Source organism: Mesorhizobium sp. M1348 (assembly GCF_040317925.1).
Taxonomy (GTDB): domain Bacteria; phylum Pseudomonadota; class Alphaproteobacteria; order Rhizobiales; family Rhizobiaceae; genus Mesorhizobium.
Genome location: NZ_JAMYLH010000009.1, coordinates 104,812 through 120,769, shown reverse-complemented (window position 1 = coordinate 120,769; position 15,958 = coordinate 104,812). Strand labels below are relative to the sequence as shown.

Here is a 15,958-nt window from a genome sequence, read left to right as displayed (position 1 = left end):
TTACTTTCTAAGAATGTCTGTTGCTGTTCCGGACGAAACAAGCCGAACGTTTTCAGCTGCATAGCCGCCCTGCGGCAAGGCCTCAGCCTCGAGGAAGGACAGGGCTTTCGGGACAAAATCGGCGTAGTTCTGAAATACCCCGCCATGCCCGGCATCCGGATAGATAACCAGATGCGCCCCCGGGATACGCCTAGCGAGATCGTAGGTATTGCTGCTCGGCACCATCCTGTCCTGGTCGCCATTCGCAACCAAAGTGGGAATGCGGATGGCGCTCAGGTCTTGCGGCGCCAGCAGTCCGTAGGCCTTGATCGCCTTGAGTTGCGCGCCGAAGGCGCTCAGCGATACCGCCTTGTCCCGGTTATTCCGGCGCTCCTTCAGCCGTCCCAGAAACGCGTTTGCGGCGCGGCGCCCATTCGGCGTCCTTGTGAAGAAGAGATAGTATTTCGGATCCCGCAAAGTCAGCGCGCCCTTGATCATGTCCACGATCGTCAGCGGCGTCACCTTGTCGATGCCTTGCCCACCGGCCGGCCCCGTTCCAGCCAGGATGAGTTTGCGCACGAGCTTAGGCTCCGTCAGCACTATTTCCTGCGCCACGAAGCCGCCGAGCGAAAAGCCGAAGAGATCGACTTCTTCGAACCCCAGCGCCCGGATAAAGGCGATTGCATCCCGCGCCATGCCGGAAATGGTCGACGGAGTCTTGCCCCCCGAAGCACCGATGCCGCGATTGTCGAAGGCAATCACCCGCCGGGTCGCAGCGAGGCCGTCGACGATGCGCGGATCAAAATTATCCAGCTGAGCAGCCAGATGGTTGAGCAGGATCACCGGCACGCCCGCCCTGGGCCCGAGTTCCCTGTAAGCAAATGCTGTGCCGCCGACATCGATCGAGAGCGTTGGCGCGTCCTGGAACAATGCCGGTGAACGCGGCGACCGATTGGATGTATGTGTCATGCTTGGCGCCTCCGTCTCGTAGGGCCTGACCAAATGTGTTGTGGTTGCTAGTCGCATGTGCGTGAAATCCTCTGGCTCGCTGTTGTTCAGACCGGCAGTCGGAACTGCTTGCGCAGGCTCTTGTCGAAAATCCCCGCGGGGGCAAAGCGGCGCAGCAGGCTGACCTGGCGCGCTGCCTTGCCAGCGGTATAGCGCCGTCGCGGACGGGCATCGGTCGCTGCCTTGACAACCACATCCGCCACCACTTCCGGCCGATCGGCTTTGGGCATCACATCGCCCAGCAGCGCCTTGAGCCCGGCTCGAGCCCGATCGTATTCCTTCAACAGCGAATCCGGCTCGATGCCGTTCTGGTCGAAGACGGTGCGGACGAATGCCGGCTCGATGACGGAAACGCGGACGTTGAAGGCGCGCACCTCGTGGTCGAGCGATTCCGAATAGCCTTCGAGCGCGTGCTTGACCGCCGAGTAATGAGCTGAGTATGGCGCGGGTACCAGTCCCAGAATGGAGCCGATATTGATGATGCGCCCTTCGCCGCGCCGCCGCATCGACGGCAACACCGCATTGGTCATCCGCATGACGCCGAACAGATTGACGTCGAACAGGGCTTGTACCTGTGCGACCGAGGATTCCTCGGCGCCGCCTAGCAGGCCGACACCGGCATTGTTGACCAGGAGGTCGATCCGGCCGGTCTGCGCGAGCACAGTTGAGACGAGGGCGCCGACCGAGTCCCCGTTGGTGACGTCGCACGTCAGCATGGATACCTGTGTCGGTCCGTTGCTTGTCGCCCTGCGGCTTGTCCCGAAGACCGTAAACCCTGCCCGCGCCAGTGCCTCGGCGCTGGCTCGGCCAATGCCCGAGGATGCTCCAGTCACGAGCGCGGTCTTTCCCGAATTCATCTTCATTTCGTGCTCCAAAATCATGAGGGCTAGATTTTTTCCATCAATTGAATTATGATCATAATATCACATTACGCTAATAATGCAATAGCAAAGAGGAATAGCAGCATGCGCTACGAAAAGGGCCGAAAAGACGCGTCACGCAGCCGGATCATGGAGGTCGCCGCCGAACGTTTTCGATCTGACGGCATCGCGGCGTCCGGGCTGGCAACCATCATGAGCGACGCCGGGCTGACGAACGGCGCCTTCTATCCGCACTTCCAGTCCAAGGCGGAGCTCGTCCGTGAAAGCGTGGCGGCGGCCTTGGACGCTCAGTCGCATCAAGTGCAGGAAGCATTGGCCGCCGGCGGCCCGGAAATGGCCATAGAGACGTATCTATCGGCCGAGCACCGGGACAATCCTGGAAAGGGCTGCGCTTCGGCCGCGTTGTTGCCGGAAATCGCGCGGCAGCCGCCTGAAACGCGGGCCCTCTACGCCGAGCGCATTCAATCCCTGGTGCGCCAGATAGCCGAAGCTCTGCCGCGGACCAATGATCCAGAGGGCGCTGCGTTGGGCATGTTTGCAACGCTCATCGGCGCTCTTCAACTCGCGCGCGCCGTGGAAGGGACGGAATTGTCGGATCGCATCCTAGCGGCGGGAGCAGATGCCGCGAAAGCGCTGATCCGGCCGGTTCAAGACAAGGTGGCCTCCTGAGGGCAGCCCGGACTATTCGGCCGGCTCGAATCTGCCTTGCACCAAGACTGTCTCCACCGGCCCAAGCGGATTGATGATCCGGCTCTCCAGGACTTCGATAAGTTTGCGTCCAACACCAGCCATATCCACGGAATGAACTCCGATCTTTGCCGGCAGGAAGCGTGCCAGCCGCGTGCTGTCACGGGTGACGATGTGGACGTCGCGGCCTGGTGTAAGACCCCGCTTGCCGAGAGCGTGCAACGCTCCCAGAAGGCCCAGTTCGTTGGCGCACGCCAGGCCCGTTGGCGGATCCGACGACGCCAGCAAGCGATCGAACCAGCCTGCGCTCGATTCCATGGTGAACATGCCATGACCGATCAGCGATGGGTCGATCGGAATACCGGCCTCGGCCATTGCCCTTCCATAACCGGAAAGACGCATGGCGCTCGCCTGGTCCTCCGGAACGAGAAGTTGCAGCGCAATGCGTCGACAGCCCTTATCCATGAGCCGCCGGGTCGCCTCGTAGGCAATCTGTTCATTGTCGACATCGACATAGGGATACGCGATATCCAGGTCGGTTCTTCCAAACGCGACGAATGGCATGCGTTTATCCAGCAGCAGCTTGACGCGCGGATCAGCCGACACCAGGCGTGTGATGATCAGGCCGTCTGCGCTGCGCGCCTGAAGCTGCCGCTGCACACTCTCAACGGGATCGTCGTCGGGAGTGGTGGAATAGATGGACAGACTATAACCGGCTTGCCGCGCCGCCAGCGTCATGCCTTCGATTAAAGGAAGCTTCAACAGATCGGACAGATGGTCTCGTGTTTCCATCGGGAGTACGGCAGTCAGCGTCTGCGTTCGACCGGTTTTGAGCGCGCGACCATGATGATTTGGCAAATAGCCGACCCGCTTAGCCGCCTCCTTGACGCGGGCTATGGTCGAGGGCTGCACTTCCGGCCCATCCTTCAGAGCGCGGGACACCGTGGTCACCGAGAGGGAAAGTTCCGCGGCGATCTGCTTTAGATTGGCCATTGTTCGCCCGACTTCATTTGCGAAAGCGCCGGCTGATTTTGCTGACCGCCAACGTTACCGGATTCGACATCCCGGTCAATCCAAACTCCCGTAGGAAGCAGCTTGACTCCAGCGTATTCAGGTGCAATCGTAACGTTACGATTACAAAATAATGGCTCTTTCAAGCGATATTCCATAAAAGTTGGGGAGGAGAACCTATGTCCTGGCTACGCATTTCCTTAACAGCATTCGCAATCTCGGCTGCCCTGCCCGTACATGCGCAAACGGTCACCATCACGACCGCAGGCGGCGACTATGGCAACGCCATCAAGGAGGCCATGTGGGGCCCCGCTGCAAAAGAGCTTGGCTATGATGTCCGCGAGGAGACGCAGAGCGACGGCCTGGCCGCCCTGAAGATGCAGGTTACCTCGGGTGCAGTCACGACCGATATCGTCCACCTGGGTTCGCCGGAAGGCGCGCAGGCTGCCGCACAGTCGCTGCTTGAGCCACTCGACTACAAGATCATCGATCCGAAATCCGTGCCGGAGGGTGCAAAGTCCGACTACTGCTATCCGTTCGACTCCTATGGCACCGTCATGTCGTGGAACACCAAGACCTATGGCCAGAACCCGCCGAAGACGTGGGCGGAATTCTGGGATGTTGCCAAATTTTCTGGCCGTCGCGCGTTGCGCGCCAATGCGCAAGACTCGATCGAGATCGCGCTTCTCTCCGACGGCGTGGCACCGGCGGACGTCTATTCCGTGCTCAGCACGCCGGAAGGGCTAGAACGCGCCATCAAGCGGCTTGAAGCGATCAAACCAGATGTCGCCGTGTGGTGGACCTCGGGAGCTCAATCCGCGCAGTTGCTGAAAGACGGTGAGGCGGATTTGGTCATTACCTGGAACGGACGGGCCCAAACCGTGAAAGCAGATGGCGGCGCGGCTGACTACACGTTCAAGGGTTCGGTCATCGGCACGGACTGTCTTGGGGTGCCGAAGGGAGCGCCGAACAAGGAAGCCGCGATGAAGCTCATCGCAGCGATGACGCAGCCCGCGCGCGTTGCCAAGCTGACCGATTTCATTGCCTACGGCCCAGTCAATCCTGCGGCATATGAGGGTGGCCTTATTCCCGAGGACCGTCTGAAGACCCTTGCGACCGCGCCTGAAAATGCTGGCACTTCGGTGTTTTCCAATTCAGAATGGTGGGTCAAGAATGGCGAGGCTGCCCAAAGAGCCTTCGATGAAATGATGGCCCGCTGACTCTCAGCTCTAATGCATGTCGCGCAAAAATGTGCAGCGCGCGACAACGACATGCATGAAAACAAGAACCTAAAGCGTATCGCGCGAGGCCGGTCGAACGCGACGCGCTTCAAGGCTGGAGCATATGATGAAGTCGCTCGCGATCACCATCGAAAGCGTGCACAAGGCTTATGGGTCCTACGTCGCACTGGATGATGTTTCGCTCGACATTCAGGCTGGCGAATTCCTCACGCTACTAGGGCCATCGGGATCGGGCAAAACCACGTTGCTCATGGCTCTGGCCGGTTTTGTCCGGCCGGATTCCGGTAAACTTTTCTTGGGCGACCGAGACATCACCCGCCTGCCGCCCAACAAACGAGACATCGGCATAGTATTCCAGAATTACGCCTTGTTTCCGCACATGAACGTCCTGGCGAACGTCGCGTATCCGCTGGTGCTGCGCAAGATACCGAGAGCGGAGGCGCGTCAGCGGGCGCTCGATACCTTGGCCCGCGTGAAGCTGGATGGTCTGGCGGAGCGCAATGTTGCCGCACTATCCGGCGGCCAACGTCAACGGGTGGCATTGGCGCGGGCTATCGTCTTCGAACCGCGCGTGATGTTGATGGACGAGCCGCTGTCGGCGCTCGACAAGAATCTGCGCGAGACCATGCAGTATGAGATCCGGCGTCTGCATGATCATCTAAAGATCACCACAATCTATGTGACCCACGACCAGCGCGAAGCGCTGATTATGTCTGACCGGATTGCGGTGATGAATTCTGGCCGCATCCAGCAGATAGATACGCCGCAGCGGATTTATGATCGTCCATCGACCCGCTTCGTCGCGGAGTTCATGGGCGAGGCTAACATTGTGGCCCCGGGCTCAGCGCGCAGAATCGATGGCGCCGAAGCATCACGCGAAACTCTGATGATCCGCGCCGAAAGCTTCCATCTTGATGCGAAGCTCGTCGGGGGAGACGGAGTGGCTCTCGAAGGAATACTGCGCGCCAAAGCGTTCCGCGGCGAGAACTGGCTTTTGACGCTGGCGCTTGACGGCGGGCAAGAGGTTCTTGTCTGCATTCCGGCAGCGCTGGCCGGCGGCTGCGCCGAGCTTGCCGCCGGTCAGCGGATGATTGCATATGCACCAGCAGCGAAGGTACACGCGATACCGGGAGCGATGGCGTGACCGTCGTCCGGGATCCGGCGCTCGCGGCGGATGCGCGGCGCGAGCGGCGGTTTTTTCTTTCACTTTCGCTCCCGGCGCTGTTCATCGTTGGACTGGCGGCGATACTGCCCATCCTTTGGATCATCCGGCAATCCTTCCTGACCACCGGGGGTGAGTACACCGTCGGCAATTACCAGAAGGTCCTTTCGAGCGGACTGACATGGTCGGCGCTCGTCACGACCCTCGAACTGTCCTTGGGTACGCTGGCGGCCTGCATTGTTCTCGGCACCCCTCTGGCGCTGGCTCTGGCCAGCGTCAGACCAAGGCTGGCCAACGTGCTCATGGCGTTCGTCATGCTGCCGCTGTGGACCTCCATTCTGGTGCGTACCTATGGTTGGCTGGTGCTCTTGCGGCGCGATGGCCTGATCAACGCGGCTTTGACCGGTTCAGGCCTGACGGCGGAGCCATTGCCGCTGGTCTACAACTTCACGGGAACGCTCATCGGCATGGTTCACTACATGCTGCCGCTCTTTCTGCTGCCTGTTTATGCTGCGATGCGCGATATCGACCCAAATCTCATTCGCGCGGCAGCGAGCATGGGAGCCACTCTCAGGCAGGTCGTCCGCACAGTCATTATGCCGCTTTCGGCGGGCGGCATCTTCTCGGGTTCGATCATCGTCCTCATCTACGCCATAGGTTTTTTCATCACGCCGGCGGTGCTTGGCGGCGGCAAGGTAAATCCGCTCTCTACCCGGATCGAGCGTACACTATCGACCTTTCAGGACTGGGGGTCGGCGAGCGTCCTGGGCATTCTGCTCCTCGTTCTTATGGCGCTGATCGGTGTGATGTTGCTGGCGGCACGCCGCCTGATGGCCCAGAACACGGTGGAAGCCTCCCATGCTTGAAGCCTATCCGCAAAACAGGCTCGCCCGCATTTTGCTCTGGAGCTTTGCCGCTCTTGTCATGGCATTTCTGATGCTGCCGACGCTCGTGGTGGTGCCGCTTTCGTTTTCGGCGTCGAATCTCCTCGAGTTTCCGCCGCACGCCTACTCGTTGCGCTGGTATGAGAACTTCTTCGGCTCGGCAACGTGGATGGCTGCGCTCAGAACGAGTTTGATCCTTGGGACGTTGACGGCGTTGATCACGGTGCCATTTGCGCTGCTCGCCTGCATTTCGATGAATCGGCTGGGCGGAAAGACCGCTGCGACGATCCAGAGCGTCCTGCTAACCCCCTCGATCACTCCAGGAATCCTGCTTGCGATCGGCCTCTTCTTTGTGTTGGCTGCACAACATCTGATCGGAACGCTATTCGGTGTGCTGGTCGGACATGTGGTGCTGGCCGTTCCGGTCGCCTGCATTGTGTTGCTACCCGCGCTCGCCCGCTTTGACTGGAACCAGGTTCAGGCGGCGCGCAGCCTCGGTGCAAACTGGGCCAGAGCCATTGGCGGAATAATCGTTCCGCAACTTCGGATCAGCTTGCTGTCGGCGACATTGATGGCGTTCCTGACTTCGCTTGATGAGTCTGTGATTTCGATCTTCGTCGCAAGTGGTCGCAACAGCACGATGCCGAAGCTTATGTTCCTGTCGCTGCGCGATCAGATCGATCCGACCATTGCGGCGATATCGACATTGTGGACCGTCATCGTCGTGGCCGTCGTCCTGATTGTGACCCTTCGCCAAAAGTCCTGACCGAGACTGGAAACATGCCCACCAATCACCACGCAGCCGACGATCTGACGGATCATTCGACCGACATCCCTCAGGTAGGGTTGGCCATCATCACCGGGTCGGCAAACTGGGGGCTTGCCTTCCCGGAAGATGTCGAATTCGATGGTGTGCGCACCTTGCGGCGCGACATGAGTTTTGAAACGCCTTTCGGTCGCACCGACAACTGGAAGCTGCTCGAGTTCGATGCGTCGATCACCGCCGAAGGGAGAGCGAAGCGCGCGCTGTGCATGTACTCGCACGGCAATCCCCGCGACCGTATCGACCATTCCTGCCATCGCCGCGCGTTCTGGGTATTGATGCGGGCGGGTGTACGGCAAGTTCTCGCCTGCTCGACTGTAGGCGCCGTCAACAAGGCGATCCAGCCGGGCGACATGGTGGTGGCCGCCGACATCATCGAACTGACGCAGACCCCGTTTTCACTGCTTCCAGACCGCCAGAGCTTCGACTGTTCGGGCAAGCAAATCGTGTGTCCAAGATGTGCGGCGGTTCTGGTTGAAACGGCCCGCCGTCATTGGCCAGCCGAATGCCGCGTTTATGGCATCGAACAGCAGTTGGTGGCTGCCCATTGTTATGGACCCCGACTGACAACGCCAGCCGAAGCCTTGGCGTATCGGGGCATGGGGGCGGATGTACTCAACCATTCCATCGCCCCTGAGGCGACCCTGTCGCGCGAGATCGGCGCGTGTTTCGTGCCTTGCGCATTCGTGACGGCGGGCTTCAACGACTATATGGATCGCAATCGCCAGAAATTGCTGCAGGAGGACGTGCTGCCCAATCTCTCCATGACAGCCTCGCGGGTCGCCCTGGAGACCGCCGCGCGACTTCCCGCTGACCCGGAATGCTCCTGTCACGGCTTGAAGTCGCCTCAGCCGCAAGAACGCTCCAGCCGGTTCTGAGATAACCCTGGTGCGCCGGATAGCTGAAGCTCTGCCGCCGACCACGGACCCCGAGGGCGCTGCGCTGGGCATGTTCGCGACGCTCATCGGCGCGCTTCAACTGGCCCGCGCCTAGAAGGGACGGAATTGTCGGATCGTGTCCTTACAGCGGGAGCAGATGCCGCAAAGGCGCTGATGCGGGCGGGTTCATGACGAAGTGGCGTCCCGAGAGCCGTGGCCAAGGCCCGCGCAACCGAAGCGCAGGCCGCCATGCTCGAGGCGCTCGCCGCCGCCTAACGGCAAAACTCAATTAGCCACCTGCCGCCAATGGCCGAAATGGCCGAAACCTGTCGTTTGAATTGTCGTCAGAAACCATTCAGAGCACCAGGAGCGGACACGCCGTTGCCATCGGCTTCCGGCCCTTTGGCGTACATTGACTTGCCTCCTCCTTGATGGTTTCTGGTTTCCCGGAGGATCGAGATGGGTCTCTCAGCAGTGGTCTACAAGAGCGCCTCGGCTTTGGAAAAAGAGTTCCCCGGATATCACTTTCGGTGTGAACCGACGTCGGGAGAATGCGAGGTTATTTATCCTGACGGTGCACGAATTCCTCAGGATACCGTAACTGCCTGCGAGCGAAGGTTTGGGAACATCTCTCATATTGGAGTACTAAGGGAGACGATATTTGGATATCTCGGCAAGGGATCGGCTTTGGAGCGGCTTGTTCTCTATTCCGGCAGCCATGCCGGGGACGTGATCAAGGGTGCAAGCTTCGACGACCTTGAAGGAGAACTGAGACTTATCGAATCCAGCCCCGAAGCAGTTGTCAGGGAATTCGCCGATGAATTACTGGCGTTGATCAGCATGGCACGGCTTGAACAAAACCCCATCGTGTTTGTGTGAGCCGCCCAGCGTTGCAATCCTCTCAAACCGCTTTTTGACCCACTTGAGCCGTCGAGTGCAGGTTCGTGAATGTCCGCACTGGGTCAACTTGCGTCGCCAGATCAAAAGGTCCGACAAGAGTTCGAATTCGGTCGTTCGCTAAGGCAGCCTGAACCGGTATTCCGTCACATGATGGTAGATCTGGCCCGGCCATAGCGTGGCTTGCGGGAAATACGGCCGGTTCGGCGCATCCGGCCAGATTTGCGGCTCCAGGCAGAAGCCTGAAAACGCCTTGTACTGGCGTCCGCCCAATCCAGGCGAGGACGGCGCCAGATACTGGCCGGTATAGAGCTGGACGCCCGGCTCGGTGGTCCAGAGTTCCATCTCGACGCCGGAATTCGCCCCTTGCGCCCACGACGCCTGCTTCAGCGGACCGCGCGTCGAGGCGAGGCAGAAGTTCTGGTCGTAGGGGAGCTGCTCGCCTTCGGTCTCCATGCGCAGCGGCCGTGCCTGGCGAAAATCGAAGGGGGTGCCGTCGACCGGTTTGACCGTGCCTGTCGGGATCAGATCCGCGTCGACCGGCAGATAGGCGCCGGCATTCAGCATCAGCCGGTGGTCGAGAATGTCGCCGGTGCCGCCGTCATCCAGGTTGAAATAGGAATGCTGGGTGAGGTTGCAGAGCGTCGGCTCCTCGCAGGTGGCGGTCAGTTCGACGCTGAGCGTGCCGGGGATCTTCAGCCGGTAGGTGCAGGTCACGTCGAGCGCGCCGGGAAAGCCCATCGTGCCGTCCGGGTCATGCAGGGTCAGCGTGACAAAATCCCTGCCATGCAGCGAAACCGCCCAGGCGCGGCGCGAAAAACCTTGCGAACCGCCATGCAGCGTGTGCTTTTCGAGGAAATTTCGCTCGGTCTGGTAGCGTTTGCCGGCAAGCGTGAAGCGACCGTCGCGGATACGGTTGGCATAGCGCCCGACGACAGTGCCGAAGAAGGCGGTATCCGTCTCATAGTGCTCGAAACGGTCATAGCCGAGCACCAATGGCGCCTCGTGCCCGGCCAGGTGCAGATCCTGGATGATCGCGCCCAGGCCGATAATGTTGGCGGTGAGGCCGCCGCCACGGATGGTGAAGCGGCGGACTTCCTCGCCCGCCTGCGTCGTGCCGAAAACCTCGCCGTCCTTCATTGCCATGCTCGCAAGTTCGTTGCTCGATGCCAGCCTGGCCTTCCGAAGCGGCCCAGGATCGTTTTCGGCATTACCGCATGAGGCTTCTAGAGACCAAGTCCGCCGATACAGACATATTTGGTGTCGAGATAATCCTCGATGCCCTGATGTCCGCCTTCCTTGCCGAGGCCCGATTCCTTGACGCCGCCGAACGGTGCCTCAGGCGTGGTGATGAGCCCTTCATTGACGCCGACCATTCCGTACTTCAACCCTTCCATGACCCGGAAGGCGCGGCCGAGATCGCCGGTGTAGAAATAGCAGGCCAGGCCGAACTCGGTATCGTTGGCGAGTGCCACGGCCTCTTCCTCGGTCTCGAACTTGAACACCGGCGCCACCGGGCCGAAGATTTCTTCCTTCATGAAGCGCATCTTCGGCGTCGCATTGGCGATCACCGTCGGCTGGAAGAACGAGCCGCCGAGCGCGTGGCGCTTGCCGCCGGCGACGACCTTGCCGCCCTTGGCGGTAGCGTCGGCAATCAGCTCCTCGACCTTCTCCACCGCCTTCTCGTCGATCAGCGGTCCCTGCTGGACGCCGTCTTCGAGGCCGGAACCGACCTTCAGCCCGTTGCTGGCAGCAGCCAGCTTTTCGACGAACTGGTCATAGATGCCGGCCTGCACCAGGAAGCGGTTGGTGCAGACGCAGGTCTGGCCGGAATTGCGGTACTTGGCGGTGATGGCGCCAGCGACAGCCCGCTCGAGGTCGGCATCGTCGAAGACGATGAACGGCGCATTGCCGCCGAGCTCCATCGACACTTTCTTGACGGTCACCGACGACTTCTGGATCAGGATCTTGCCGACCTCGGTCGAGCCGGTGAAGGTGATCTTCTTGACCAGCGGGTTGGCACAGATCTCGTCGCCGATCTCACCGGCGGCGCCGGTCAGGATATTGATCACGCCATTGGGGAAGCCGACTTCCTCGGCAAGCGCGCCCCAGGCAAGGCCGGAATAAGGTGTCTGCGACGCCGGCTTGACCACGGCGGTACAGCCGGCGGCAAGCGCCGGACCGAGCTTGCGGGCCAGCATCGAGGATGGGAAATTCCACGGCGTGATGGCGGCGATGACGCCGACCGGCTCCTTGGTCACCAGGATGCGGCGGTCCGCCCAGGGTGACGGGACGACGTCGCCATAGGTGCGGCGGCCCTCTTCGGCGAACCACAATATGTAGGACGCGGCCGAGCCGATCTCGCCCTTCGATTCGAACAGCGACTTGCCCTGCTCGATGGTCAGCAGTTCGGCCAGCACGTCCTGATTGTCCATCATCGCGTCGTGCAGCTTGCGCAACAGCTTCGAGCGTTCGAGCGCGGTGGTCTTGCGCCATGTCTTGAAGGCAGCGTCGGCGGCTTCGATGGCGCGGCGGGTCTCGGCCTTGCCCGATTTCGGCACGGTTCCGATCTTGAGGCCGGTGGCAGGATTGTTGACGTCGACCGTCTGGCCTGAATCGGCCTGCACCCATTGGCCATTGATGAGATTGGCCTGCCGCATGAAATGGCTGGTTTTCTGAAGCATGATCTCGCCTCCGTTCGGCACCTGGCGGGCCGGTCGCTGATTTCGTGAATGGACGTGCGCGATAGCATCGCTAGAGCCACTGCTCTTAGCCCAGGGCAAGCCCCGCAAGCAATCACAAGATGGCATATAGGGTTTGGGCCAGCCAAAGCGAGAGCGATGCAGCCAAGGCTCCAGGGTATGTTGAGATTCAGGTCAGGCCGAGTCGAGAATGGTGGGTTCCGAGAACCGGAACGGAGCGGACATTGGGTCCGTGAGTACCGGAAGCGCAGGAAACCGCCGTTCGCAGGCCGGCATCACCTGAATATCAACATGCCCTACCCAAAAACATGGACGACCACGGTCAGCCAAAACGCAGTGGTCACGACCGCACAGGCGGTGGCGATGGTCATCTGGTTCGATGCCAGCGCCTGGCCGGTGTTGAACTGCACCGCGATGAGATAGGAATTGATGCCGGACGGCAACGCTGCAACCATGACCGCTACCTTGGCCGTCAATGGCGGCAGGCCGATCAGCCAGACCAGGCCGAGAACCAGCGCCGGCATCAGGAACAGTTTCAGCGCCGACAGCGCCAGCGCCGGCTTTACATTGCCGGAAATGCCGAAACGGCGCAGGCTGAGCCCCATGGCGAACAGCGCCACCGGGGCGGCCGTGCCGGCCAGCGCGTCGCTCAGCCGCGTCGCAAGCGCCGGCAGCGGCGCACCGGTGAAGCGCCACGCCAGCCCGGCCAGTATGCCGATGATCAGCGGGTTGATGAATACCCTCCTGAGAAAGCTCCTGACGACGCGGAGCGGATGCACAGGCTCGCTGCCGCCGCGGCCGAACATCTCGAACAGGATGATCGAGGCCATCATCATCACCGGCAGGTGAATGGAAACGAGCAGTGACAGCACTTCGAACCCGGCCGGCCCGAACACGCCGATGATGAAGGGCGCGCCGAGCAGGACAACGTTGGAGTAGGACGACGACACGCCGCCGACGACGCCGGCGCGGGCGTCTCGCCCGAAGACGCGCGTAATGACCAGATGGCCGGCGGCCCAGGTGAGCGCGACCGCCGCGAAATAGGCGCCCCATAGCGACCACGGCGCCACGCCGTGGAAATCAGCCTTTATCATGGTCTGGAACAGCAACAGCGGCATTGCCACGTTGATGGCGAATTCGGATACGCCCTCGCCGCTCGCCGGCTTCAGATAGCCGGTGAACCCGGCAAGATAGCCGAGCCCGACGAGACTGAAGACGAAAAGGACGGTTTCGGTAAGCGGAGACATAAACCTGAGGTAACGGCTTGTAATCTAAAGAGAAAAGTTATTGGTTCTATTGTCTTTCCAAAGCGCTTTCCAATAGGCGAACTTCTATTATCTAGCACCATTGTAACCACCACAACAAAAACCCCGCGCGAGGCGGGGTTTTGTCGTTGCGGTGCGGAAACGGGTCAGGCGGCGACCAGCACCTCGCCGAAAATCAGGAGGTCGCGCACCTCACATTCTTCGTGCCGCCGTACGCCATAACCCTCATGTCCCTTACTGCTACGCACTCGTGTCAGGACCTCGTGTCAGGACCGTTGAGGGGACTCTGAGGAAGCCCGTTCCTGCCACCACTCACCTGCCCGACGGCGAAGCAGGCATCATCGAAAACAACGAGATGTAGGGAGCGTGGCAGCAGTGGCCTACACCGTCAAGCACGCCCGACCGCCAAGATCATCAGCGCCATCCCAGGCATCGCGAAACGGATGTGGAGGGAACGCCACATGCAGCAACCGAACAACCCGCCGCACATCGTGCCGATGCGGAGGCGCGCATGAGCGTGGCCCTACTGATGCCGCGCGATCCGGTCCATGGGTGCGTTTGCTTCGGCCAACCTAGCCACCGCTTGCTCGACTTTTTGAGCCGAGGCGTCAGTGCGGCTGATGTGCCGGATCATTTGCTGCCTCAGCAGCGCGAGCCTTTCGGCGCGATAAACGTCGCCGTATCTCGCAGTTTCAAGGTGGAGGGTCGCGAGCCTCATGGCTACCGGCTCAAAGTGACTATCTGGGACAGCTCGGCGATGTCGCCATAGATCATCGAACCTTTGACGAGAAAACACTTGTCACCTAACACTTCGAGGAGCGAGTTTGACGCGGTGCAAACCGGCAGGTTCTTCGAATTGGCATACGTACCGCGCGTCGCGGTTTCGACCCTACGGTCCGCAGCTTCGGCATAGCTGACGCTGGTCGCGAGGATAGCGATAGCAAGGTGGCTCGGGGGTAAGTAAGGTCGCGACATGCATCAAATTTAGCACCGGCCCTTGATGGGCTTCGTCCATCGATTGGATGAAGCGTCACCTATATTAGCTACCACTTGACTGAGGCGCTGGCCGCTCCAGACTCATGGAATGGCGCGGGGCATGGGGATTGGAGATCTGGTGGCGATCAAGGCCACCGTCCGCAGACGGGTCACAGAGGACCACGTTAGCGTATCAATCCCTTCTTTGCATCAGGCCAAAGGGGGGCCCCTTTCAGCCCCCTCGTTCGAAAGTTGGCTTCCAATCGCGATTGCGCTGCCCGCTGCTGGCTTCGTAGTCAGGAATGATTGTGAAGAAGCATGGCGATGGACCGGCTGACGATCAGTATCGAAGCAACGGCGGAAAGCGCCATGATGGGTTTGAGATGGATGGACTGTTTAACGGTTCTCAGCAACCTTCCGCCCTCAGGGATCGCACCATTCGCACCACAATCGGATCGTACGGGATTTTTTCATCGCTGCTGTAATTTATGACAAAGAGCGCGGCACGGTCGTTGCAGACCGCAATGGCGCGGACGTATCGGATCTGTTCGTTCTTGATACCCGAGTAGCTGGCCCATCTCGGCGTGACGCGCCTATAGGTCAGTTTCCAGCCCTCCTTTTCATCCTCGACCATGCGGTGCTCGATCTCGGCGCGAAAACTGTGCGTGCCGAGCCTTGCGCCCCACACGGTAAGAAGGGCATCGTTTTCACCCCGAAATTCCGCGCCCTGATCCGAACGCTGCATCAGGACAAAGCCAGGGGGGACATCGAATATGAAGCCAAACTGCCTGAAGCCGAAAAGCTGCCACGCTTGCGCTTGGAGAAGCGTGCAGCAAAATAAAATCGAAACGAGGCTCAACAGAAAACGTGCCATTGGCATTAAATTAGCGTCGCGTCATATACTGTGCAGACCGGACAAGATTGGCGACAAAGAAAAAGTAGCAGACGACTTGCCGCTGAATTTCAGCCTCGTGCGCGAATGAAGCGGCCCGCTGCCGGGAGCAGCGAGCCGCACGAATTGGCCGGAAGACGGAGGGACCGGCCAGGGCACCAACGCGACGCATGCTCTGCTGGAGAAGGTTGGATTTCGGTTACTCTCCCTCCGCCAGATGCCATTCGCGTCGCAGCGTGGACAAGATGCGCGCCGCGCTCGAAGCGGCCGGTGTCGAGTTCATCCCGGAGAACGGCAGCGGCGCCGGCGTGAGGTTACGGAAATGACAGAGGCACTGCCCTATCTCGCCATCGTGACAAGCCTAGTGGCAGCCTGTCTCGGCATCCGTGCAGCAATTTCAGTTCGCGATAGCATGGACCATTTTATTGCCGATCTGCAACGTCAAGGCCGCTGGGCCGGGTGGGCAGCCGCGATGGCTGCAATATCGGTCGTGTTCCAAGCTGTGGATCGCCTGGCGCAATAGACCATCCTTGCGGGGGCGACGCTTTTAACGTTCTGTGCATGTCGGGGGGAAACACCATGCGCAAACGCTATATCTTCGTGGCTCTGGCTGTTGCCGGATGCCAGTCAACACCGGCTTATGTGGTCTTCAAGCCTGGTGTTGATCTCAACA

General features: G+C 60.4%; 16 protein-coding genes and 1 pseudogene. 10 read left to right on the top strand and 7 right to left on the bottom strand.

Annotated elements, in window-relative coordinates; genetic code table 11:
* Both NKH13_RS17575 and NKH13_RS17570 read right to left on the bottom strand, forming a co-directional pair.
* The gene (locus NKH13_RS17575) at positions 1-948 is read right to left on the bottom strand and encodes an alpha/beta fold hydrolase (RefSeq protein WP_352913312.1); all 948 of its coding nucleotides are present in this window, start codon (positions 946-948) and stop codon (positions 1-3) included.
* Positions 949-1,034: 86 nt separating this feature from the next.
* Positions 1,035-1,850, bottom strand: coding sequence for an oxidoreductase (locus NKH13_RS17570; RefSeq protein WP_352913310.1), 816 nt, complete (start codon positions 1,848-1,850; stop codon positions 1,035-1,037).
* 102 nt (positions 1,851-1,952) lie between these two features.
* Between NKH13_RS17570 and NKH13_RS17565 the strand changes: the two genes are divergently transcribed.
* On the top strand, positions 1,953-2,537 hold the full coding sequence (locus tag NKH13_RS17565) for a TetR/AcrR family transcriptional regulator (RefSeq protein WP_352913308.1): 585 nt from the start codon (positions 1,953-1,955) through the stop codon (positions 2,535-2,537).
* Between the two features lie 12 nt (positions 2,538-2,549).
* Here the strand turns inward: NKH13_RS17565 and NKH13_RS17560 are convergent, their stop codons facing one another.
* Complete coding sequence (locus NKH13_RS17560; protein WP_352913307.1) at positions 2,550-3,548, bottom strand: LacI family DNA-binding transcriptional regulator; 999 nt, start codon at positions 3,546-3,548, stop codon at positions 2,550-2,552.
* A 197-nt stretch (positions 3,549-3,745) separates the two neighbouring features.
* Between NKH13_RS17560 and NKH13_RS17555 the strand changes: the two genes are divergently transcribed.
* From NKH13_RS17555 to NKH13_RS17530, 6 genes are all read left to right on the top strand, one after another.
* Complete coding sequence (locus tag NKH13_RS17555; protein ID WP_352719608.1) at positions 3,746-4,786, top strand: ABC transporter substrate-binding protein; 1,041 nt, start codon at positions 3,746-3,748, stop codon at positions 4,784-4,786.
* A gap of 127 nt (positions 4,787-4,913) precedes the next feature.
* Positions 4,914-5,951 carry an ABC transporter ATP-binding protein gene (locus NKH13_RS17550; RefSeq protein WP_352719609.1) on the top strand — a complete coding sequence of 346 codons (1,038 nt, stop codon included), beginning with the start codon at positions 4,914-4,916 and terminating at the stop codon, positions 5,949-5,951.
* Entirely contained in the window at positions 5,948-6,835 is an 888-nt protein-coding gene (locus tag NKH13_RS17545) for an ABC transporter permease (RefSeq protein WP_352719611.1), read from the top strand. The genes NKH13_RS17550 and NKH13_RS17545 overlap by 4 nt, the downstream gene beginning before the upstream one ends.
* On the top strand, positions 6,828-7,619 hold the full coding sequence (locus NKH13_RS17540; protein WP_352719613.1) for an ABC transporter permease: 792 nt from the start codon (positions 6,828-6,830) through the stop codon (positions 7,617-7,619). Before NKH13_RS17545 ends, NKH13_RS17540 begins: the two co-directional genes overlap by 8 nt.
* Before the next feature lie 80 nt (positions 7,620-7,699).
* Complete coding sequence (locus NKH13_RS17535) at positions 7,700-8,554, top strand: phosphorylase family protein (protein ID WP_352719615.1); 855 nt, start codon at positions 7,700-7,702, stop codon at positions 8,552-8,554.
* A 459-nt stretch (positions 8,555-9,013) separates the two neighbouring features.
* Complete coding sequence (locus tag NKH13_RS17530) at positions 9,014-9,433, top strand: hypothetical protein (RefSeq protein WP_352913304.1); 420 nt, start codon at positions 9,014-9,016, stop codon at positions 9,431-9,433.
* A gap of 138 nt (positions 9,434-9,571) precedes the next feature.
* Here the strand turns inward: NKH13_RS17530 and NKH13_RS17525 are convergent, their stop codons facing one another.
* From NKH13_RS17525 to NKH13_RS17515, 3 genes are all read right to left on the bottom strand, one after another.
* The gene (locus tag NKH13_RS17525) at positions 9,572-10,597 is read right to left on the bottom strand and encodes an aldose epimerase family protein (RefSeq protein ID WP_352719619.1); all 1,026 of its coding nucleotides are present in this window, start codon (positions 10,595-10,597) and stop codon (positions 9,572-9,574) included.
* Between the two features lie 80 nt (positions 10,598-10,677).
* Complete coding sequence (locus NKH13_RS17520; protein WP_352719621.1) at positions 10,678-12,135, bottom strand: NAD-dependent succinate-semialdehyde dehydrogenase; 1,458 nt, start codon at positions 12,133-12,135, stop codon at positions 10,678-10,680.
* Positions 12,136-12,449: 314 nt separating this feature from the next.
* On the bottom strand, positions 12,450-13,400 hold the full coding sequence (locus tag NKH13_RS17515; RefSeq protein WP_352719623.1) for an AEC family transporter: 951 nt from the start codon (positions 13,398-13,400) through the stop codon (positions 12,450-12,452).
* A gap of 529 nt (positions 13,401-13,929) precedes the next feature.
* On the opposite strand from NKH13_RS17515, the gene NKH13_RS17510 reads away from it, so the two are divergent.
* Positions 13,930-14,187: a hypothetical protein gene (locus tag NKH13_RS17510; protein ID WP_352913302.1), complete on the top strand. Its 258-nt coding sequence runs from the start codon at positions 13,930-13,932 to the stop codon at positions 14,185-14,187.
* A gap of 612 nt (positions 14,188-14,799) precedes the next feature.
* Here the strand turns inward: NKH13_RS17510 and NKH13_RS17505 are convergent.
* Positions 14,800-15,267 carry a hypothetical protein gene (locus NKH13_RS17505; protein ID WP_352913300.1) on the bottom strand — a complete coding sequence of 156 codons (468 nt, stop codon included), beginning with the start codon at positions 15,265-15,267 and terminating at the stop codon, positions 14,800-14,802.
* Between the two features lie 263 nt (positions 15,268-15,530).
* On the opposite strand from NKH13_RS17505, the pseudogene NKH13_RS17500 reads away from it, so the two are divergent.
* Positions 15,531-15,611: pseudogene (locus NKH13_RS17500) on the top strand (transcriptional regulator); the annotation flags it as partial.
* Positions 15,608-15,808, top strand: a complete 201-nt coding sequence (locus NKH13_RS17495; protein WP_352913298.1) for a hypothetical protein — start codon at positions 15,608-15,610, stop codon at positions 15,806-15,808. The pseudogene NKH13_RS17500 and the gene NKH13_RS17495, both read left to right, overlap by 4 nt.
* The last annotated feature ends 150 nt before the right edge of the window (positions 15,809-15,958 follow it).